The sequence below is a fragment of the Bacillus sp. FSL K6-0069 genome, assembly GCF_038007785.1.
In the GTDB taxonomy this organism is placed as follows: domain Bacteria; phylum Bacillota; class Bacilli; order Bacillales; family Bacillaceae_G; genus Bacillus_A; species Bacillus_A mobilis.
In genome coordinates this window covers 1,747,238-1,767,641 of record NZ_JBBOXN010000001.1, presented here as the reverse complement: position 1 = coordinate 1,767,641, position 20,404 = coordinate 1,747,238, and the positions used below count along the sequence as shown (strand labels likewise).

Sequence of the window (20,404 nt, the reverse complement as noted above, 5' to 3'; positions counted from 1 at the left end):
ACGCTACCTTTCTTTTTAAATAATGCCAAGTACATTTAAGAATACGATAATAATCGCGATTGGTGCGATAAAGCGAAGTAAGAATAACCATAATACGAACAGTTTATAGCCTTTATTTTTACTTACACCAAGCTCTTTCATTAATACATCTTTCTTCATTTTTAAAGGAACAAAGATGGAAACTAATAAAACACCAAGTGGCATTAGTACGTTACTCACTGCATAATCCGCTAAATCAAAGACTGTCTTTCCAAAAATCTTCAGATCACTTAATATACCGAATGATAACGCTGATGGTACTCCAACAACGAAGATTAACAATCCAACGATTAATGCCATTTTTTCACGTTTCCCTTTACCTTTTGCAGTTAAAGATGCAACGCTAATTTCTAACATCGAAATTGCCGATGTAATAGTAGCAAAGAAGAATAGTAATAAGAAAACGATGAAGAATAATTTCCCGAATGCCATTTTACTGAAAATAGCTGGCAGTACGATGAATAATAGTCCCGGTCCTTGTGATGGTTCCATTCCAAATGCGAACACAACTGGGAAAATCGCAAGTCCTGCAAGTAATGTAATCACAAGCGTTAAAGCTACGATAGAAAATGCTGAACGCGGTAAACTTTCTTCCTTCGGTAAGTATGAACTATATGTTACCATTACTGCTACACCGACCGATAATGAAAAGAACGATTGACCCATCGCATATAAAATAACTTCTGATGTTACGTTTGAGAAATCAGGTTGTAAGAAGAAACGAACCCCTTCTCCAGCACCGTCTAATGTAAGTGCACGAACGATTAATACAAAGAATAAAACGAATAGTGCTGGCATGAAATATTTATTTACTTTTTCAACACCATTTTGTACACCTTTACTTACGATGAAAATAGTAATAAGGATGAATAATAGCTGTGATCCAACTGCTAAATACGGATTGGAAATGATTTCACCAAACGTAGCTTCGTATGCTCCATTTCCTTCCCAAAGTCTACCTGTAATTGCATTCCATAAGTATAATAAAATCCATCCGCCTACAACACTGTAGAAAGAAAGTAATATGAAACAAGTTACAATTCCTAATTTCCCTAACCATGGCCATAATGTTTTTGGTGCGATTTCTCTATATGCATCAACAGCCTCTTTTTGTGTACTTCTTCCGATTACGAATTCAGCTAATAATAGCGGTAAACCAATTAATAATGTGAAACCGATGAAAATAAGGAAGAACGCGCCGCCCCCTCCAATTCCGGCCATATACGGGAATTTCCAAATCGCCCCTAGACCAATTGCTGAACCTGCTGCAGCTAATACGAAACCTAATTTCGATGTCCATTGCTGTGAATTCATTTGTTAATCTCCTCTCTATCTCTTTTTCTTTGTTACAATTCGGTATTTATATTGTTCTATCAATACTCTTTTCTAATACGTTCACTCCCTCCCTACTAATAAAAAACGCCCCTACGTAAATACGTAGGGACGACAAAAATATCGCGGTACCACCCTAGTTATGAAGATACAACAAAGTTAGAACCTAAATAAAAAATGCCCCTACGCAAATACGTAGGGACGATAAATTATCGCGGTACCACCCTAGTTATGAAGCCACAACAAAGTTAGGACCTAAATAAAAAACGTCCCTACGTAAATACGTAGGGACGATAAATATCGCGGTACCACCCTAGTTGTGAAACAATCTTCACCACTTTATTTGATAACGGTATAAACTACCGTCTTTCATTTCCTCATAATGTGAGATTTATGAAAGATGCTCCAGGACGAACTTCATGAATAATCTATATACTGATTCACACCAACCATCAGCTCTCTGAAATAGGGAGATATTCACTACTATACCCTTTCATTGCCCAAATATTATTTTCCGAATTGATTACTATCATTTTTATCACACATTAAAAATAGTGTCAACTTATATTTTGAATTTTTATGAGTACTTTCTTTTATAAAATTCGAAATATGACTTTTAAATGAATAGTATTAGAACATTTATGGTTTATACTGTATTAACTTCGCTAACGGGTTTATAGTAGTATACGATGCATGCAAGACAGCACGAGTAGGAGGAAAGAATTTTGTCTACTTCAAAAGTTTTAAAAGGTACTGCTTTATTAAGTGGTGCAACAATGATTTCACGTATATTAGGTTTTATATACTTCTTCCCTTTTCAACTATTAGTCGGAACACAAGGTGTCGCTTTATATGGATATGCATACTCTTGGTACGGTATTTTATTAAGCTTCTCAACAGCTGGTATTCCTATTGCCGTTTCCAAATTTGTTGCAAAACATAATGCGCTCGGTGATTATAGTACAAGCAAAAAATTATACAACTCAAGCGTAAAATTAATGCTGTTTATGGGCTTTTTAGGGTTTTTAACTTTATTTATTGGAGCACCGTACATATCACAATTTATTATTCGCTCAAAAACGCCAGATCCACAATTTATCGCTGACGTAACACTTACGATGCGAGCATTAAGTTTCGCACTTATTATCGTACCAGCTATGAGTGTTACACGTGGTTATTTCCAAGGTTTTCAACATATGAAACCAAGTGCCGTTTCTCAAGTCGTAGAACAAATTGCGCGCGTTGTTTTCATTTTAGTTGGTAGTTTTATCGTCTCAAAACTATTAGGAGGTTCAGTCGCCTCTTCTGTTGCAGTTGCTACGTTTGGCGCTGTTATCGGAGCACTTGCCAGCGTTTCGATTTTAATGGTGTACTGGAAAAAATATAATAGATTAAAGCCTCCCGAAGGAGAATTAAAGTCAAGGGCATCGAATATCCCATTAAAAAATATTTATATGGAATTACTACGATATGCAATCCCAATTGTATTTGTCGGCATTGCAATTCCGCTCTATACGTTAGTAGATCAATATACTGTAGCTGATGTCCTTAGAGCGATGGGAGAGCCTTTAGAAACAGCGAATGCAGTTTTCGCTTATATAACGAATTATGCCCAAAAGTTAATTATGATTCCAGCTTCACTTGCTACTGGATTCTCGTTAACGATCATTCCGGCAATAACGAAATCTTATACAAGCGGGAAACTAGAAGAATTACAAGAACAAATTGCAAAGATATTTCAAGTCTTGTTATTCTTCACTATCCCAGCTGCATTCGGTCTTGCTAGTATTGCTTATGATGCATTCCGTATGGTTTATGTAAATCCTGAAATTGCACTTGGTGGATCACAATATTTAATTTCATTTGCACCTTCTGCTATATTAAGTGCGATTTTCACAGTTTCAGCAGCTATTTTACAAGGAATCGATTATCAAAGAAAAACGATGATTGCTTTCTCAGTCGGTATTCTCGTTAAAGTTTTAGTAAATACACCGCTCTTACATTTATTTGGTGGACACGGTGCTGTACTTGGAACAATTCTTGGATACTTCGTTTCCAATGTTATTATGTTGTACTGCATCATTAAGTTTGCGAAATTTAATATTAGTGAAACAGCAAAAACAGTACTTCTTATTACAATTTACTCCGCAGCAATGTCTGCTGTTGTAATTGCATTAAAAGCTATTTTAAAATGGTTAATCCCTGGACAATCTTATATGGAATCACTTCTCATTGTTGTTATATGCGGCGCTGCAGGAGGAATTGTTTACCTTTTATTCGTCCTAACGAGCGGACTTGCTTCACATATTCTCGGTGATAGGATTCAGCGATTACCCGTACTAGGTAAATTAGTCAAATAAAAAGAAGGGATGTAACGCATTGTTACATCCCTTCTTTTCTACTTCGCATATTGAATATGTTTTTGTTGTTCAGCAATATGTAATTCTGGAGCATGTTGTTCTACTAAATGTAATAACTCTTCGATTAACACCTCTAACTCCTGTACACTATACTCCGGTTTCCCTATTAACGTATTCGCCATACGCTCATATAAGTTTTCAGGCTTAATACTCATTCGTTCCACATTATTCGGCATCCATTTAAACGCCGGGTGATGCACATACATTCGGTTTAAACCAAATAAGACCCCAAATATATTTCTTTGTACTTCACAAATAACATCATATAACATAAGCCAGTCTTTTCGTTTTAAAAGCGCCTCTCGATTATGCCATCGATTGCTTAACCAAAGATTTTCTGAAATCATCTGTTTCGCAAGGTCTTCTGGATATGGTACCACTCTATCTTTTAATTCATTCACTTTCTCGTCTCCATACAAACTAGCACCGTTATGAACGGATGATACGATACATTGTTTTTCATAACTTATATCATATTGATCCACCACATCCGAAATAACTTTCTTTACTGTTTCTGTTAAAAAGTTACTAATTTCTAATTTAATTCCCTCTTTTGTCAAATATGTTTCCGACCATTCTTCTTCCTCGTAAGGATGATATGACAAAATTGTTCCACCAATATGATTAATAGGCCCTTTACGATCCTTATCCTCTGGTGGCGTTGACCACAATATATGTAATTCTATATCTGAATGTTCATCTTCTAACTTTCTAGCTACTGAACCTGCTAAAATAATAGCTTCGATCTTCGGGTTTCTCCTATAAATCTCCGACATTTCTATTGCTTTCTCTTTTAATCGCACTTCATTTCCCCCCTACAATTGCAGTACACCCTTACTTTTCATTTATCTATTTCAATATTATGCATTGTATTTCCTTTTCAATGTTCCACTACATCATATTTCTACCCAATAACGCTGAACAATTTCCCCAGTATGAGAAGAAACTACTTCATTTTCTAAAACACCGCCAACCTTTTGAATCTTTTTAGCCGAAGCAATATTAGCTTTATTACAAGTGATTAACACTTTCTGCAATCCTAATTTTTGTGTTTCATATAATGCGAGTTTCAATTGTTTTGTCGCGTAACCTTGGCGACGTTTATTCGGATGAACACTATATCCAATATGACCACTTTCCCTCAATAATTCTTGGTTTAATCGTTTTCTAATATTCACAAAACCTATAAGTTCTCCTTGTTCAACACTTAAAAATTGACTAGAAGGTACTCGATTACCTTGTAAGTTTTCTCCCAGTTCCTGTTTACTCACTTTTTCAAACCATTTATCAAGTGAATCAAAATTTTGTAAAGAACTACTGCCATGTGGTTGTTCATCTGCATGTAAAAATGCCTCTCGATACTCCATAATTTGTTCGCTAAATTCATATGTCGGTTTTAATAGTTTCATTGTGTTTCTCCTCTCTTAATAACCTATAACAAACCCCTTAATAGCGCTATTTCACCATTAAGGGGTTTCTATCATTTTTATTCAAATAATCCCATACTCAAATAACGCTCACCTGTATCAGGTGCAATACATAAAACTCTTTTACCAACGCCTAATCGTTTCGCTATCATAATTGCTGCATAAACAGATGCTCCAGACGATGGCCCAACTAATAATCCTTCTTGTCTAGCTAATTTTCTCATTGTCGTTAAAGCCTCTTCGTCTGCAATTTGAAGAATTTCGTTATACACTTCTGTATTTAAGTTTTTCGGGATAAACCCTGGACTTGTTCCTACTAGTTTATGAGGACCTGGAACACCACCTGATAAAACAGGAGATCCTTTCGGTTCTACTACTGCAATATATAAGTTTGGTAGTTTCTCTTTTAACGTTTCCCCAGTCCCTGTAATCGTCCCACCAGTTCCAGCTGTTGCTACAAATGCATCCAGCTCACCATCCATTTGTTCATAAATTTCAAGTGCAGTCGTATAACGATGAATATTTGGGTTTGCTGGATTTTCAAATTGTTGCGGAATAAAACTATTTGGTATTTGCTTTTGCAGTTCTAACGCCTTTGCAATTGCCCCTGGCATTCTTTGTTCTGCTGGTGTTAAAACTACTTCTGCACCGTATGCTTTCAATAAATTTATACGCTCTTTTGACATATTATCTGGCATAATTAAAATCGCTTTATATCCTCTAGCAGCTGCATTCATCGCTAAACCTATTCCTGTATTACCACTTGTTGGCTCAATAATTGTATCTCCTGGTTTGATAAGACCATTCTCTTCTGCAACGTGCAGTAAATTATAGGCAGCACGGTCTTTCACACTGCGTGAAGGATTAAACATTTCTAGTTTTACATACACATCTGCTGCGTCTTCTGGAATAAATTTAGATAATCGGACGACAGGTGTATCTCCTATTAATTCTGTAACATTTTCACATAATTTCATAGTGCATCCCCTATTCTATCGTTTTCTTATCACTTGGTAATAACCAAGAAGTAAGACCAATTAATGGTAGACAACTACATAGTAGCATAATGAATTGTAAACTATATATGTCAGCCAATTTCCCAAGGACTACAGAACCTAAAGCGCCGAGTCCAAACGCAAGTCCCACAATTAATCCAGATACCATCCCTACTTTTCCAGGAACAAGCTCTTGCGCATAAACAACTATTACACTAAAACTACTTGAACTAATAAAACCAATACATAAAAATAGCGGTACGACCCACACGAGTGAAACGTGAGGTAATAAAAGTGCAAGTGGCGCTGAACCTAGCATCGAAAATACAATAATTGTTTTCTTCCCAAATCGATCTGCTAACGGTCCACCAAAGAAAGTTCCTAATACACCAGCAATCATAAATGCGAATACGAAATACTGAGCATTTTTTATAGATAAACCGTAATGCTCAATTAAGTAAAATTGATAAAAATTCCCGATACCAGCACCGTACCAAGAACGTACAAAAGTAAGAAAAACAAGAAGTATAATAACAAATTTAATATGTGTACTTACAATCGCATTTTCCGCTTCAAGCGCAGCCCTCTTCTTTCTTCTTACAGCACCAGTAGCTAATTCATTCCTATACCAATTTGATACGAATATTAATAATACAATTCCTACCGCTGCAAAAGCTGTAAAACCTAAGGAGCCAATTTGGCCGAGCGGAACGAAAATTAACGCTGTAAAAATAGGCGCTAGAGAATTCCCTGTATTTCCTCCCACTTGATAAATCGCTTGTGCTAAACCTCGTTTTGCCCCTGCCGCCATATAAGCAACACGAGCACCTTCCGGATGGAAGACTGCGGAACCTAATCCGATAAATAAAACAGAAATAATAACAATAATAAAATTCGGTGCAAACGCCAGTCCAATCATCCCAATCATACTCGAAAACATACCGAGCGGTAATAAAAATGGTGACGGCTTCTTATCCGAATACATACCAAAAACCGGCTGCATAATCGATGATGTCATATTTAATGCAAACGCAATCCATCCTACTTGCATATAGGATAAATTCATCGTTTTTTCCAAAATAGGAAACAACGCCGGCACAACTGCTTGCATCGAGTCATTTAAAAAATGACCGAAACTAATCGCAAATAGTATTCGATATATCGTCGGTGTTTCCATTGTATTTTTTTTCGAAACTGCCTGCATATATGAATCTCTCCTTCCTGTACAAAATATATATTTATTACAGTAGGTGTAATAAATTCTGACTTTTGAAACATTTCTATTCTATACTGGTTTCATTTCTTTTTCCAGAAATATCACTTCTTACATAATATATTTTTTCTATACGTTTTATCGGATTTATTTATAGAAATTTTCTATATTTTCTTTTATACTAGGACAGAGATGAAGGGAAGGATGACAGCTATGAAGAATAAAACTAAAGGAATCGTTGCACTCTCAATCACATTATCTATGTTTTTAACAGCATGTGGTCAAAAACAAGAGGCAACAACTACCGGGGAAAAGAAAAAAGAATCTTCAAAACAAGTATTAAATATTGTAGAAGCTGGGGAAATTTCTACACTTGATTCGTCTATCGCAACCGATGGGTTTTCTTACGCTGCATTAAACAACGTAATGGAAGGATTATATATGCCTGGTCCTGACAATAAACCCGTTCCTGCAGCAGCTGAATCATACAAACTGAGCGAAGACGGAAAAACATATACGTTTACATTGCACGATTCAAAATGGTCAAATGGTGATCCAGTTACTGCCCATGATTTTGAATATGCATGGAAACGTGCCGTAAATCCAGAAACTGCTTCTGAATACGCACATATTATGTTCGATATTAAAAATGCAGAAAAAATAAATAAAAAAGAATTACCAATTGATTCATTTGGTGTAAAAGCGATTGATAATAAAACGCTTGAAGTACAGTTAGAACACCCTGTTCCATACTTTTTAGGGTTAATGGGATTTGCAACATTTTATCCTCAAAACCAAAAAGTTGTAGAAGCGCAAGGGAAAAATTACGGGCTTGAAGCTGCAAATGTAGTGTATAACGGGCCGTTCCAATTAAGTGAGTGGAAACATGATACAAGTTATAAAATGACAAAAAATCCGAACTACTGGGATAATAAAAATGTGAAGTTAAATGAAATTAATGTAAATATCGTAAAAGATACTTCCACAGCCGTTAATTTATTTGAAAGCAAACAAGTAGACCGAATTACGATTAATTCAGAGTTTGTTGATAAATATCAAAAAGATCCGAGCTTAAAGAAAATGGAACGTCCTTCTATGACGTTTTTCCGATTTAGCCAAAAGAATCCTGTATTAGCAAACAAAAACGCTCGAAAAGCTATTTCGCTTGCTTTTGATAAACAAGGAATCGCAACAACAATTTTAAATAATGGTTCTATACCTGCGAATGCATTCGTTCCGAAAGGATTTGTAAAAGGACCTGATAATAAAGATTTTCGCAGTACAAGTAATGTAAAAGTAGAAACAAATGTGAAAGAAGCTAAAACACTATGGGAAGCTGCGAAAAAAGAAACAAATTTACAAAACGCTTCTCTTTCAATCATAACAACTGATGAATCTAACGATAAGAAAATTAGTGAGTTTTTAAAAGGTGAACTGGAGAAAAACTTACCAGGATTAAAAATCACATTACAGCCCCTTCCAGTAAAAGCATTTTTAGACCGTGAAGGAAATGGTGACTATGACATCTCACTTTCTACATGGGGACCGGATTATCCTGATCCTACAACATTCTTAAATATGTTTGTCACTGACGGACCGTTTAATAAGATGAACTATTCAAACAAAAAATACGACGAATTAATTGAGAAAACTAGCTCTACTTTAGCAACTAATTTACCAGCACGTTGGAAATCGTTCCAAGATGCAGAGAAAATCTTACTGGAAGACGATGCAGCTATCGCTCCAATCTTCCAATCAGGACTTGTATATTTAGAACGTCCAACAGTAAAAGGCGTTGTTATTCGTCCATTTGCAGGAATTTATTCTTATAAGTGGGCCTCTATTACAGAATAAGAAAAAGGCGATCCTAGCATATATTAGGATCGCCTTTTTTATTAAATTGCAAAACGCTTATATTTTTCGTAATCACTCGTCTTACATTCTACTTCTAGTTTCGTACCTTCGTTTTCATAACTTGTAGATAAAACGTGCGCATGATTATTGAAATAGGAAACTACCTGCCCTTGGTCATATGGAATTAACATTTCACACTTCGTATACTCTTTATAAATGTGTGAGCGAATCATTTCGACAAGCTCTTCTATTCCAATATGTTTCTTCGCCGATAAATAAACGCGTTCTTCTTGTACTTTCGGAATTTCAACATCTACCATATCTGATTTGTTATAAGCATAAATGGTTGGAATATTTTCTACTCCAATTTTCTTTAACGTTTCATTTGTAATATCAATTAATTGTTCATAATTTGGATTTGCGTAATCTACAACGTGAATAAGTAAGTCCGCTTCCGCTACTTCTTCTAACGTTGAACGGAACGCTTTCACAAGGTGATGCGGTAATTTGCTTACAAATCCAACTGTATCTGTTAATAAAAATGATTTGTTATCTGGTAAATCAATATTTCGTACAGATGTTTCTAACGTCGCGAATAACATATCTTTTTCAAATACTTGTTTTTCTTCTGTACCATTATAAATTTCAAGCATCGCATTCATCGTCGTTGATTTTCCTGCGTTCGTATAACCTACTAAAGCTACAACAGGAACTTCATTTTTCTTACGCTGCTTTCGCTGCGTTTGACGCTGGGCAACAAGTGCTTCTAGGTCTTTATTTAAAACTGAAATCTGTTCTTCAATTTTACGACGATCTAACTCTAATTTCTTCTCACCGACACCTTTATTTTTCGTACCAACTCCACCGCTCTGTCTTCCTAATGATTCACGAAGCCCGATTAAACGAGGCATCATATACTGAAGATGCGCTACCTCAACTTGCAACTGCGCTTCTTTCGTTTTCGCACGTTGCGCAAAAATATCTAAAATTAATATGGTACGGTCAATTACTTTGCAATCTAAATCCGCTTCTAAATTTCGAATTTGTGAAGGAGACAATTCGTCATTAAAGATTACCATATTCGCATCTACTTCATTTACGTAGGCTGCTACTTCTTCAATCTTTCCTTTTCCAATATAATGGGACGGATTTACTCGTTGTAAATTTTGCGTCACTTGCCCGATTACCTCTACATCACAAGCTTCTGCAAGATTCGTTAACTCTTCCATCGAATACGCAAAGTCATCTTCATTACCTAAATTTACTCCAACTAAAACTGCTCTTTGTAATAATTCTTCCATATATTTATTCCTCCATTTCGATTACGTAAAATAAAAAACACAGGTCACTGCCTGTGTTTTCGTAAACGGATAAGGGTTCACCAAAGAAATAGAAGAAAGTTATACTTTCATCCTATCTCAGAGTCATTAAGTCCCAAGATCATATACGTATCCACAATAAGTGTTCACCTATACGATCCCATTCTATTAATAAAGGCAAAACAAAAAGAGGGCGTATTCGTCCCTCCCTCTTTTTCACATATAAGCTTAATAAAGGGTTCCTTTAAAATAGGCAGACCAATCCCGTTCACTCTGTACACAGACAGAGCCTTTGAGCGCTATTCAATTATTGGCACAAAGTATTGAGACGTAATCTGATTAAGATCAAAGGAAGCCCCTCCGTTCATTTTAAGTTACATAAAGTGTAGCATAAGTAATTCGCTTTCACAAGATTAAACCACCTATAGAAACAGAAAGAAAATCCTTATATATTTACTTTAATCGTCATTTTTTGCGCGTTTTTCTTACAATAAAAATCACAAGAACTACTATCAGTAACAGACCTATAGAAAGAGTAACAACTTGCCACCAACTTAAACCTTTCAACATGTCATCTTTTAAATCGACTTTCTTCGTCGGAACAGATTCTTTTGCAATTTGACTTAAAGCCACTTTGTCCGCTCCTGCCTCATCTAATCTCTTCGTTCCACTACAACTATGTGTGTGTAATTGTTTTTCAGATCCTCTTTGAGAAGAATATACTAAGTACTCTCCTCCCTCTAAAAAGTGATACACACAATCCCCACCATTTGTATACACAATAATTTGCGAAGACGTTGTCCCTTTCCAAATTCCCTTCACTTCAAATAATACTTCAATCCCAATCCCTTCTTTCCTTCCAACCTCAATTACCTTCCCCTCAAATACTACATCATTTTTTTGAAATGCATCTTCTGCTGATACGTTAATACAATCACAAGCATAAGATTTCCCTGGAAAAATAATAAGAATAACGCTACAAATAATGACAACAGGCAATATATACAAAATTCTTTTCAAAGAGCCCAACTCTCTTCATAATCAATTTTAAAAACTTATCGTATATTATTTTTACACCACTCGCCAAATTCCTTCATAGTAAGTTAAGCAGTATCACTTCAATACAATAAAAATCTTTATTGACATTTTTATAACCTGATATTAGTATCAGGTTATAAAAACAAGTTAGGAGATGTTCCTATGCATTCTAAATCTCGTATTACTGCAATTGGTACTTATGTTCCAGATCAAATATTATCTAATAACGATTTAGAGAAAATGATTGATACGAATGATGAATGGATTGTACAAAGAACAGGAATGAAGGAAAGACGAATCGCGAGCGAAGACGAATACTCCTCACACTTAGCCATTAAAGCAATTGAAAATTTATGTACAACTTTTAAAAAGAACTTAGAAGATATAGACTGTATCATCGTCGCTACAACAACCGCTGACTATTTTTTTCCGAGTGTCGCATGTCAAATACAACAACACTTCAGCATACCTCATACAATTGCATTTGATTTAAATGCAACTTGCGCTGGTTTCACATATGGATTGCACGTTGGGAATAGCTTAATCACTTCTGGATCACATGAAAAGGTACTTGTCGTAGCGACAGAGACATTATCTAAAGTTACTGATTACACCGATAGAACGACTTGTATTTTATTTGGCGATGGTGCTGGAGCTATTTTATTAGAAAGAGATGAAAACAAACCAAGCTTTATTGCTACGCATATGGGAACAAATGGGCACGGTGGTATTCATCTATACCGAACAAACTTATCTACTACTATGAATGGTACACCACTGCAAACAAATGAAAAAATCGTGCAAAATGGAAGAGAAGTATATAAATGGGCAACACGCACGGTGCCAGCAGGTATAAAAGAACTATTACATACTGCAAATATGCAAATAGATGATATAGACTGGTTCATACCACACAGTGTTAACTTACGAATGATTGAATCTATTTGTGAGAAAACCGAAATTTCAATTCAAAAAACTTTAACGAGTGTAAAATACATGGGGAATACATCTTCAGCTTCCATTCCACTCGCTCTAGATTTAGCTAGAAAAGAAGGGAAATTAAATAACGGAGATACACTTTTACTATATGGATTTGGCGGTGGTCTTACACATTTAGGACTTATTATAGAGTGGGATTTAAACTAACATTTTTCTTTTATACAACTAACTACAAAAAAACTGCATTCAAAGATTGGTTCTCTCCCTTTGAACGCAGCTTTTTTTATCTTAATTTTATTTATCCCGCTTTAATGGGCAGTAAGACCCCCACCTCAAAATTCAGCGAAAGCAACGAATTTAGGTGGTGGATCAACTGCCCATAAAAGTCCGATTGGTTCAACTAATAATTAGTGGGGGATGAAGAACCCCCCACTAATTAAAGTTTCACTTTACCTGTCCGAGCCCATATCACAACAGGAATCAGCATGAAAGCTAAAACTCCTCCAGCTAATGACAATGCCGCATAACTTGAATTCGCTACTACCATACCTGACATCGCACCGCCAGAAGCTCCAGCTAGCGCAATAAACACATCTATTTTCCCTTGTGTTTTTGCACGTGTGGAAGGTATAGTTGCATCAACAATTTGAGCCGTACCACTTATTAAACCGAGGTTCCATCCTAATCCAAGTAAAGACAAAGCAACGATTAATAGTATTAAAGAGTCACTCGGCGCTAACGCAGCTATGACACCTGCTGCCAGTAAAATTACTCCACCAGCTATACTCATCGTAGTTCTTCCAATTTTATCAATTAGCATTCCCGTAACGAGAGATGGAAGATACATTGCACCAACATGAAAACCGATCACAAGCCCTACTTCACTTAATCCATGACCGTGGTGTCCCATATGAACCGGCGTCATCGTCATAATCGCAACCATCACGACTTGTGTAAGTATCATTACGATAGCTCCAACAGTAATACCTCGTTTGTTTTCTGTCACTTCTTCTATTACTTCTTGCCCTTTATATGTATGTTCTTGTTTATATGTTTCTATCATATTTGCAATAAGTAACGGATCTGGACGAAGCATAACAAATAGGACAATACCCGCCAGTATAAATGCAGCTGCAGATAATATAAACGGACCAGCAAGTTCAGGAATTCCAATTGAATGAGCAAACCTTCCCATTACACCTACTAAATTTGGACCTGCGACTGCACCAAAAGTCGTCATTACCATCGTAATACTAATAGCAGTTGCTCTTTGCTTCTTATTCGCTAAATCTGTTCCAGCATAACGCGCTTGTAAATTCGTAGCTGTGCCCGCGCCATATATAAGTAAAGAAACTAGTAAAAGAATAATACTATTTGTTAAAGCTGCCACCACAACTCCAATAGCCCCTAGTCCACCTACTATAAAACCTCCTGCAAGCCCCATGCGGCGACCATGTTTTTGCGATAACTTCCCAACAAAGAAAGCTGCTACCGCAGATCCCATTGTAAACATAGCTGCCGGCAATCCTGCATATGCATCTGTCCCAAGCATTTGCTGCGCAAGAAGTGCACCTACTGTAATACCAGCAGCTAACCCTGCCCCACCGAACATTTGTGAAATACTTACGATTAGTAACGTTCTTTTGTATAACTTTTGTTGCTCTTCTTCTGTATATATATGATTACTTATTGAAGCATCTGCTGTATCTATCATTTTCTCACCCTTTCTATAAAACTTATACCTCTTGTTAATGTACTATAGAACAACAAAATCCCCAAATTTAAAATACGAACATTTATTTATACATGTAAAGAACCCTACGGCTTATGTTTCAACCATTACCGAAGAGTTCCCAAAATAACTATACTATTTTTTTCATAACTAGCGTTCCATCATTTGAATATAACTGATCTTTAACTTATTTCCCTTACAGTCCCCCAACCGCTCTTCCCCTTCTCCTTTTACTCCAAGCCTTTCCTTCCAAAAATAACAAACTTACTAAAGCACACATGAATATAATCGGCACACTTGCTTTATATAGATCTGTAAAACTCATAGCCATTTGATTTCGAGCATAGTGATTTACATCATTCGAAAATACAAGCACTTCTTTTTTTATACTTTCCTCTTGTTTTTCAACTTCCTTTGTCACTTGATTCATAACTTCTTCTCTTTTTATATCTCTATATTCTACCGGAACATCATTTAATACTTCATTCACTTTTTGGCGGATTAATTCATCTTTTTTCTCTTTATTTAACTCTACAAATGTTTCATTTTGATGTTTTTCTGCATTTGTTTCTATACTTTGTTTCTCTATTTTTCCTTTTGTTATTTGCAATATCTCAGCTTGCTCGGCACTACTCACATGAATATTACGCACTTTTTCTTCTGCATAACGATATACATTCTCTTTATTTACAGTTATGTTGTGCGTTAAGTTAGATACAAATATTGCAACTGCTAATACAATTCCAACTTGTCGTAACATCGAGACAACACTTTGAGAAGCAGTTAATAATTCCCCTTCAAACGAAGAAGCACTTAAAACTGTAATTGGACCTACTACTAAACCATACCCAACACCTAATATCATACATGGAATAATTATTTCTATATTTGTTGAATTAACATCAATCATTTGCAACCAATAATAAGATAAGCCCATAACAAGAAAGCCTGACGAAATAATAGTTACTTTTCCGAGTTTTTTAATTAAAGTTGCTGCAGCTGGTGAGACAAAAAATATCATCGCTGAAATAGGTGTCACTAAAAAGGCTGCTTCAATTTCCGTTCGGCCTTGTATTTTAGTCAAGAACGTCGGAAGCAATACAGTAACTCCAATTAAAAATAAATTACTTAATATGACAACGATAGATGCTCCGACAAACATTCGATCTTTAAATAAATTTAAATTCACCATCGGATTATGAATCTTTTGTTCTACTAAAACAAATAGAATAAGAGAAATAGTGCTAATTGCATAACAAGACAAAGCTATATTACTTTGCCATCCCCATGTATTTCCTTTTACTAATATGAGAGTAAAAGAAAAAATTGCTGCGCTACTTAATAGTAGTCCTACCCAATCTATTTTTGAGATAATACGTTCTTCATTTTTTATTTGTAACATAATGCAGCATAAAATGATTCCAAGAATACAAATTGGAACATTTACGAAGAACACCCATCTCCAACCGAAATTTTGTGTAATAATTCCCCCTATTACTGGACCCATCGCAGCTGATAGTCCCTGTGTTACTCCCAAAATCGCAAGTGCAACATGCCTCTTTGCTAATGGCATAGCTGATACGCCAATTACCATACTAGTTGGAAATAAAATCGCTGCACCTACACTTTGTATAAAGCGAGAAAAGATAAGAAAATCGCCCGTATTAGCAAAAGCACAAAGTACTGATCCACCACCAAAAATTATCAAACCAAGAATATACATCTTTGCTTTCCCAAAAATATCAGCTATCCGTCCTAGCGGAATAGCGAGTACAGCTATTGTCATTGTATAAACATTTAATACCCAAGACATTTTTTCTAATGAAGTATTTACACTCGTTTGTATCGCTGGTAAAGCTATATTCATAATTGTCGTATCAATCATACAAAGAAATATACCTAAGCACATTAAAAAGACAACCTTAATACCCTTTGATTGTTCCATGTTCTTCTACCCCTTTATTTATTATGAACGTTTTTTCACTCTTCCATTTTATTGTGTTCTTTTGCTTCTAGTTGCTCTAGTTTTCTTTTCAAAGTCTCTACTTGAGCACTATACGATGCGATTCCTACATCAAGTGAAATTTCCTCAACAAAAGTAATACCTTCTCTCCACTTTTCATATTTCAGACGTAGATCCGCAATGTATGCTTCTTTCCTTTCAATTTCGTCCTTAATCCATTTTTTTATCGCCTGATCATCGCTGTAATTACCGAAATACATCCTCATTAAAAAATCTGAACGTAAAACATCTTTCTCTACATCGGTTTGCATGTATTGATAAAACTCTTCACGCCCTGCATCTGTAATAAAGTACATTTTCTTATTCGGTTTCCCTTCTTGCATAACAACTTCTTTTTTTATTTTCCCCTCTTTTTCCAACTGACGTAATGTTGGATAGATCATCCCAAAACTTCCATCAAAGAAATGAGTAAATACGTCTTCAAACACAATTTTAATATCATAACCAGACAATTCTTTTCCCATTAACAAGCCTAAAACAACATCTCTTCCTTTCAAAATAAGACCCCCGCATAGTATATAATCAATAATCATATTAACAATGTTAATATGATTGTTGATTATATACCTTATTCCGTTATTTGTAAAATATTTCTAAATAAAAAATACCCTGTAATTTTATTGTTCAAAATTACAGGGTATTTCTACTTTATATTTCATATAAAAACTTTGTACTATTTTACAACTTCATCTTGATTCGTTTCAAAGTCTTCTGTCTTACCTTCTTTCATCTCATAATAATACGAAGGTAATTCTATATTATGTTCTAAGAGATAATCCTCAATTAATGAAATAATCACTTTCAACGTTTTCAAACGAGCGTATAATTTATCGTTACTCGCGATAATTTGCCATTTCGCATTTGGCTTATTTGTTTTTTCAAACATATCTTCCATCGCTTCAACATATTCATCCCATTTTTCACGGTTGCGCCAATCTTCGTCTGTAATTTTCCATCTTTTCAAAGGATTGTTCTCTCTATCTTTAAACCTCTTTAATTGTTCGTCTTTACTAATATGATAGAAAAACTTTCCGACTATATAATGATCATCTGTTAATAGTTTTTCAAAATCATTAATCTCATCATACGCTCTCGTCCACTCTTCCTTTGTAGCAAAACCTTCAACACGCTCAACTAACACACGGCCGTACCATGAGCGATCAAAAATAGTAATTTGCCCGTACTGAGGTAGTTTCCGCCAGAAACGTTGCAAGTAATGGTACCGTTTTTCATGAGGTGCTGGTGCTCCAATTGGATTTACTTGGAACCCACGTGGATCAAGGTGTTCTGTCACTCGCTTAATCGCTCCGCCTTTTCCAGCCGCATCCCAGCCTTCCATAACGAGCATAACTGCGATTTTTTCTTCTTTTACTATTTGCTGCAATGCTAATAAGCGCCTTTGATATTTTTCTAATTTCTTATTGTACTTGGATTTTGATTCAATTCTTTTCGTTACATCTACTTTAGCAAGATATCCATTTTCCATCAAACAAATCCCCCTTGTTGTATGACAATGTTATTTTAACATATCATTGGAAAAATTTTCACATTAGAAAAAACTGTGTAGAAAAATCTCTACACAGCTTCCTTCTCTACTTGTACATCTACTTCAATATTCTCATTTTTATTTTTCACAGCTTTCATAAAGAATACAGCCGTTAATATAACCGTAATAACTGTACCTACAATATAAGATGTATTTAATGGAATATTAAAACCTATTTTTGCATTTAAAATGTAAATTACAGTCATGAGTGTCATAAATATCGCTGGAATTAAGGAAACAACATATGGTTTCCCTTTTATGAAGAGAGACTATATTTTTTACAGTTGAATTATGGTATAGCCTCTCACAAAGAGTAGATAATAACAAATAAATCCGTTACAGAATGGGAGCTCTCTAAAAATGAAACGAAAAATATTTTCTCTCTTTGCACTAATCTGTTTAGCACTACCAATACAAGCTAGTGCATACACATTTCAATCACTACCAATTGAATCAAAGTCTAGACAGTGGTATATCGAAATTGATAAATCACATAACGCAAACAAGCAAGCAGTGCAGCCAAAACAAGGTGTGTATGATACATATCGTTTACTCGTAAAAAACATCGGTAATGATGTATCAAATGTGGCTGTAGAAATCGTTGATAACACTACTACCTCTAAAACTACTTTTAATCCTACTACATTACATAACAACGTTTCAAAAAGTCAGACAAGCTTTGACTACATCGTATTCCCTTTAGACTTTCACAGCCATAATTTCAAAGTCGTCATCACTTGGGAAGAAAATAATTTCTCTTACAACGGCCATCCGGTAAGTGAGCGGGAACAAATGAAACAAACATTTGTATTCAATGAAGAGTAAGCCCTAATTTGATTAGGGCTTACTCTTCATTTACAAAACCAGATTGAATCGCTTCTGTTACCTCTTTTGTGATTTCCAGTTCTGTTGCTTCGGTGCTAATTTTCTTACGCCAAATATGTACAGAAGGCTTTTCGTTACAAAGATGTTTTAATAATACTAGTTGATTATATGTTAGAGTATGTTCTCTACGGGTAACGATATAGACTGTGAAATTTTTTGCTTCAAAGATCTTTTCCTGCAAAGTGTATTCGCTGTCCAATTCCTTTGCTACTATGTCGTTCAAGTTTTCTATAATCATATAAGTTATTCTCCTTTCCCTTATATCATCAATCAAATCGTCGAATACTTGGCACACATAACGCTACTCCAATGGTTACAAGTACTAATATAGCTAGTGTTATAATCGTTATCTCGCCACCTATGACAGTAGCTAACCACCCTACAACCACATAACCTAGTGGCAATAAAGCAAATGAACCTAGCATATCAAGGCTTGCCACTCTTCCAAATGCTTCTTCTGGTACGAGTTCTTGTAAACTTGTTTCCCAAATGAGTCCAAATATCATCATACCGAACCCTTCAATTGCCATTAATCCAATTAATGCAGGTGCCCAAGCAATAAACGGCATTATCAAAAGCGCACAACCACTTATTAAAACACCACCATAGGCAAGTAATCCCCGCTTATGCCACCGCTCCTTCCCACCAAAAATAAGTGCGGCAATTACAGCTCCAACACCAGAAGATGCCATTCCTAATCCATACACGTATGCTTCAAAATGATGATGAACATTAAATAACCATGGAATTAATACGACGATAATGCCGGCATAACAAATGTTTACAAAAGAAAAAACTAAAATTGTAACCCACAGCCACGGATGACTTCTTAAAACGAATACACCTTCCATAAACTCTTGTTTGTAATCAATCTTTCTCTTTTCGATGGGTTTTACTTTTTTAAACTTTATTTCTCTTAAAAATAATAAACAAAAAAATGATAGCAAATATGTTACTGCATCCAGTCCAAATCCTATTCCAGCAGATGCAACTGAAACGACTAATCCTCCAAGAGCCGGTCCAATTAGTCGTATACCTTGATTACTCATTTGCGTTAATGCATTAGCTGCATTTCGAATTTCCGGTACAAATACTTTCGCTCTTACAGCCGCATATGCTGGCTGAAATATCCCTTCCATAAGCCCATATAATGCTACGAGTACATATAGAAGTGGAATTGTTAAAACATCCATAAATATAAGCATTGCAAGTAATAGCATTAATGTGCAACGGATTATATCTGTAAATAACATTAATTTCACCCGATCAATTCGATCTACTACTAATCCAGCAAACGGTAACGCAAGAATATTAGGAAGCATGTACATTGCCATTGTCATTCCCATTACAACTGTTGAACCAGTTAATGAATACACAACGACTGGCAAAATAACCATCGTTATCGAACTGCCTAAAGTCGAAAGTAATTGCCCAATCCACAAAAATTTAAAATGTGGTGATGCTTTAACTGGCAACAATAATTTTCCAACATACCCCAAATCTTTTTCTCTTTGTACTTCCCCTTGCATTTCTCTCTCCTCTTTTCAATTGATTATAGGATTTATAATATATAACTGAAAATTAATACTATTCTATTTTTTATTATATAAGAAACTATTATGTTATGGTAAAATTATCAAGA

General features: G+C 35.4%; 17 protein-coding genes, 1 pseudogene and 1 other annotated feature. Of the genes and pseudogenes, 4 read left to right on the top strand and 14 right to left on the bottom strand.

Annotation, left to right across the window (positions count from 1 at the left end):
• Positions 1 to 15 precede the first annotated feature (15 nt).
• Complete coding sequence (locus MHB74_RS09165; RefSeq protein WP_001088193.1) at positions 16 to 1,353, bottom strand: sodium-dependent transporter; 1,338 nt, start codon at positions 1,351 to 1,353, stop codon at positions 16 to 18.
• Between the two features lie 301 nt (positions 1,354 to 1,654).
• Positions 1,655 to 1,877: a binding site (T-box leader), on the bottom strand.
• Between the two features lie 219 nt (positions 1,878 to 2,096).
• Here MHB74_RS09165 and MHB74_RS09160 point away from each other — a divergent pair.
• Positions 2,097 to 3,731 (top strand): putative polysaccharide biosynthesis protein, encoded by a 1,635-nt coding sequence (locus MHB74_RS09160; RefSeq protein WP_061676637.1) that lies wholly within the window; start codon positions 2,097 to 2,099, stop codon positions 3,729 to 3,731.
• 38 nt (positions 3,732 to 3,769) lie between these two features.
• Here the strand turns inward: MHB74_RS09160 and MHB74_RS09155 are convergent, their stop codons facing one another.
• From MHB74_RS09155 to MHB74_RS09140, 4 genes are all read right to left on the bottom strand, one after another.
• A complete protein-coding gene (locus tag MHB74_RS09155; protein ID WP_061676636.1) occupies positions 3,770 to 4,594 on the bottom strand; it encodes a DUF4037 domain-containing protein in 825 nt (274 codons plus the stop codon).
• Between the two features lie 93 nt (positions 4,595 to 4,687).
• Positions 4,688 to 5,200 (bottom strand): GNAT family N-acetyltransferase, encoded by a 513-nt coding sequence (locus MHB74_RS09150; protein WP_061676635.1) that lies wholly within the window; start codon positions 5,198 to 5,200, stop codon positions 4,688 to 4,690.
• 77 nt (positions 5,201 to 5,277) lie between these two features.
• Complete coding sequence (gene cysK / locus MHB74_RS09145) at positions 5,278 to 6,195, bottom strand: cysteine synthase A (RefSeq protein WP_061676634.1); 918 nt, start codon at positions 6,193 to 6,195, stop codon at positions 5,278 to 5,280.
• Positions 6,196 to 6,205: 10 nt separating this feature from the next.
• Positions 6,206 to 7,417, bottom strand: a complete 1,212-nt coding sequence (locus MHB74_RS09140; RefSeq protein WP_061676633.1) for an MFS transporter — start codon at positions 7,415 to 7,417, stop codon at positions 6,206 to 6,208.
• Between the two features lie 222 nt (positions 7,418 to 7,639).
• Here MHB74_RS09140 and MHB74_RS09135 point away from each other — a divergent pair, with 222 nt between their 5' ends.
• Complete coding sequence (locus tag MHB74_RS09135) at positions 7,640 to 9,280, top strand: peptide ABC transporter substrate-binding protein (protein ID WP_061676632.1); 1,641 nt, start codon at positions 7,640 to 7,642, stop codon at positions 9,278 to 9,280.
• A 41-nt stretch (positions 9,281 to 9,321) separates the two neighbouring features.
• Here the strand turns inward: MHB74_RS09135 and hflX are convergent, their stop codons facing one another.
• Positions 9,322 to 10,581: a GTPase HflX gene (hflX, locus tag MHB74_RS09130; RefSeq protein ID WP_000391884.1), complete on the bottom strand. Its 1,260-nt coding sequence runs from the start codon at positions 10,579 to 10,581 to the stop codon at positions 9,322 to 9,324.
• Positions 10,582 to 11,064: 483 nt separating this feature from the next.
• Positions 11,065 to 11,619 carry a hypothetical protein gene (locus MHB74_RS09125; protein WP_061676631.1) on the bottom strand — a complete coding sequence of 185 codons (555 nt, stop codon included), beginning with the start codon at positions 11,617 to 11,619 and terminating at the stop codon, positions 11,065 to 11,067.
• A gap of 180 nt (positions 11,620 to 11,799) precedes the next feature.
• Between MHB74_RS09125 and MHB74_RS09120 the strand changes: the two genes are divergently transcribed.
• The gene (locus MHB74_RS09120) at positions 11,800 to 12,783 is read left to right on the top strand and encodes a ketoacyl-ACP synthase III (RefSeq protein WP_061676630.1); all 984 of its coding nucleotides are present in this window, start codon (positions 11,800 to 11,802) and stop codon (positions 12,781 to 12,783) included.
• A gap of 229 nt (positions 12,784 to 13,012) precedes the next feature.
• Here the strand turns inward: MHB74_RS09120 and MHB74_RS09115 are convergent, their stop codons facing one another.
• The 5 genes and pseudogenes from MHB74_RS09115 to MHB74_RS09095 form a co-directional block, all read right to left on the bottom strand.
• Complete coding sequence (locus tag MHB74_RS09115; protein WP_061676629.1) at positions 13,013 to 14,290, bottom strand: MFS transporter; 1,278 nt, start codon at positions 14,288 to 14,290, stop codon at positions 13,013 to 13,015.
• A 214-nt stretch (positions 14,291 to 14,504) separates the two neighbouring features.
• Complete coding sequence (locus MHB74_RS09110) at positions 14,505 to 16,253, bottom strand: MFS transporter (RefSeq protein WP_061676628.1); 1,749 nt, start codon at positions 16,251 to 16,253, stop codon at positions 14,505 to 14,507.
• A gap of 35 nt (positions 16,254 to 16,288) precedes the next feature.
• Entirely contained in the window at positions 16,289 to 16,828 is a 540-nt protein-coding gene (locus MHB74_RS09105) for a PadR family transcriptional regulator (protein ID WP_061676627.1), read from the bottom strand.
• Between the two features lie 176 nt (positions 16,829 to 17,004).
• The gene (locus MHB74_RS09100; RefSeq protein WP_061676626.1) at positions 17,005 to 17,817 is read right to left on the bottom strand and encodes a polyphosphate kinase 2 family protein; all 813 of its coding nucleotides are present in this window, start codon (positions 17,815 to 17,817) and stop codon (positions 17,005 to 17,007) included.
• Between the two features lie 89 nt (positions 17,818 to 17,906).
• A pseudogene (locus tag MHB74_RS09095) lies at positions 17,907 to 18,143 on the bottom strand (carbon starvation CstA family protein); the annotation flags it as partial.
• 94 nt (positions 18,144 to 18,237) lie between these two features.
• On the opposite strand from MHB74_RS09095, the gene MHB74_RS09090 reads away from it, so the two are divergent.
• The gene (locus MHB74_RS09090; protein ID WP_061676625.1) at positions 18,238 to 18,702 is read left to right on the top strand and encodes a hypothetical protein; all 465 of its coding nucleotides are present in this window, start codon (positions 18,238 to 18,240) and stop codon (positions 18,700 to 18,702) included.
• 19 nt (positions 18,703 to 18,721) lie between these two features.
• On the opposite strand, the gene MHB74_RS09085 is transcribed toward MHB74_RS09090, so the two are convergent.
• Positions 18,722 to 19,000, bottom strand: a complete 279-nt coding sequence (locus MHB74_RS09085) for a hypothetical protein (protein ID WP_061676624.1) — start codon at positions 18,998 to 19,000, stop codon at positions 18,722 to 18,724.
• 28 nt (positions 19,001 to 19,028) lie between these two features.
• Positions 19,029 to 20,291, bottom strand: a complete 1,263-nt coding sequence (locus MHB74_RS09080; protein ID WP_061676623.1) for an MFS transporter — start codon at positions 20,289 to 20,291, stop codon at positions 19,029 to 19,031.
• Positions 20,292 to 20,404: the final 113 nt, after the last annotated feature.

Excerpts from the sequence above, each read along its gene's own strand:
- MHB74_RS09165 (WP_001088193.1), bottom strand. The coding sequence starts at position 1,353 with ATGAATTCACAGCAATGGACATCGAAATTAGGTTTCGTATTAGCTGCA.
- MHB74_RS09150 (WP_061676635.1), bottom strand. The coding sequence starts at position 5,200 with ATGAAACTATTAAAACCGACATATGAATTTAGCGAACAAATTATGGAG.
- cysK (WP_061676634.1), bottom strand. The coding sequence starts at position 6,195 with ATGAAATTATGTGAAAATGTTACAGAATTAATAGGAGATACACCTGTC.
- MHB74_RS09140 (WP_061676633.1), bottom strand. The coding sequence starts at position 7,417 with ATGCAGGCAGTTTCGAAAAAAAATACAATGGAAACACCGACGATATAT.
- MHB74_RS09135 (WP_061676632.1), top strand. The coding sequence starts at position 7,640 with ATGAAGAATAAAACTAAAGGAATCGTTGCACTCTCAATCACATTATCT.
- hflX (WP_000391884.1), bottom strand. The coding sequence starts at position 10,581 with ATGGAAGAATTATTACAAAGAGCAGTTTTAGTTGGAGTAAATTTAGGT.
- MHB74_RS09120 (WP_061676630.1), top strand. The coding sequence starts at position 11,800 with ATGCATTCTAAATCTCGTATTACTGCAATTGGTACTTATGTTCCAGAT.
- MHB74_RS09115 (WP_061676629.1), bottom strand. The coding sequence starts at position 14,290 with ATGATAGATACAGCAGATGCTTCAATAAGTAATCATATATATACAGAA.
- MHB74_RS09110 (WP_061676628.1), bottom strand. The coding sequence starts at position 16,253 with ATGGAACAATCAAAGGGTATTAAGGTTGTCTTTTTAATGTGCTTAGGT.
- MHB74_RS09100 (WP_061676626.1), bottom strand. The coding sequence starts at position 17,817 with ATGGAAAATGGATATCTTGCTAAAGTAGATGTAACGAAAAGAATTGAA.
- MHB74_RS09090 (WP_061676625.1), top strand. The coding sequence starts at position 18,238 with ATGAAACGAAAAATATTTTCTCTCTTTGCACTAATCTGTTTAGCACTA.
- MHB74_RS09085 (WP_061676624.1), bottom strand. The coding sequence starts at position 19,000 with ATGATTATAGAAAACTTGAACGACATAGTAGCAAAGGAATTGGACAGC.
- MHB74_RS09080 (WP_061676623.1), bottom strand. The coding sequence starts at position 20,291 with ATGCAAGGGGAAGTACAAAGAGAAAAAGATTTGGGGTATGTTGGAAAA.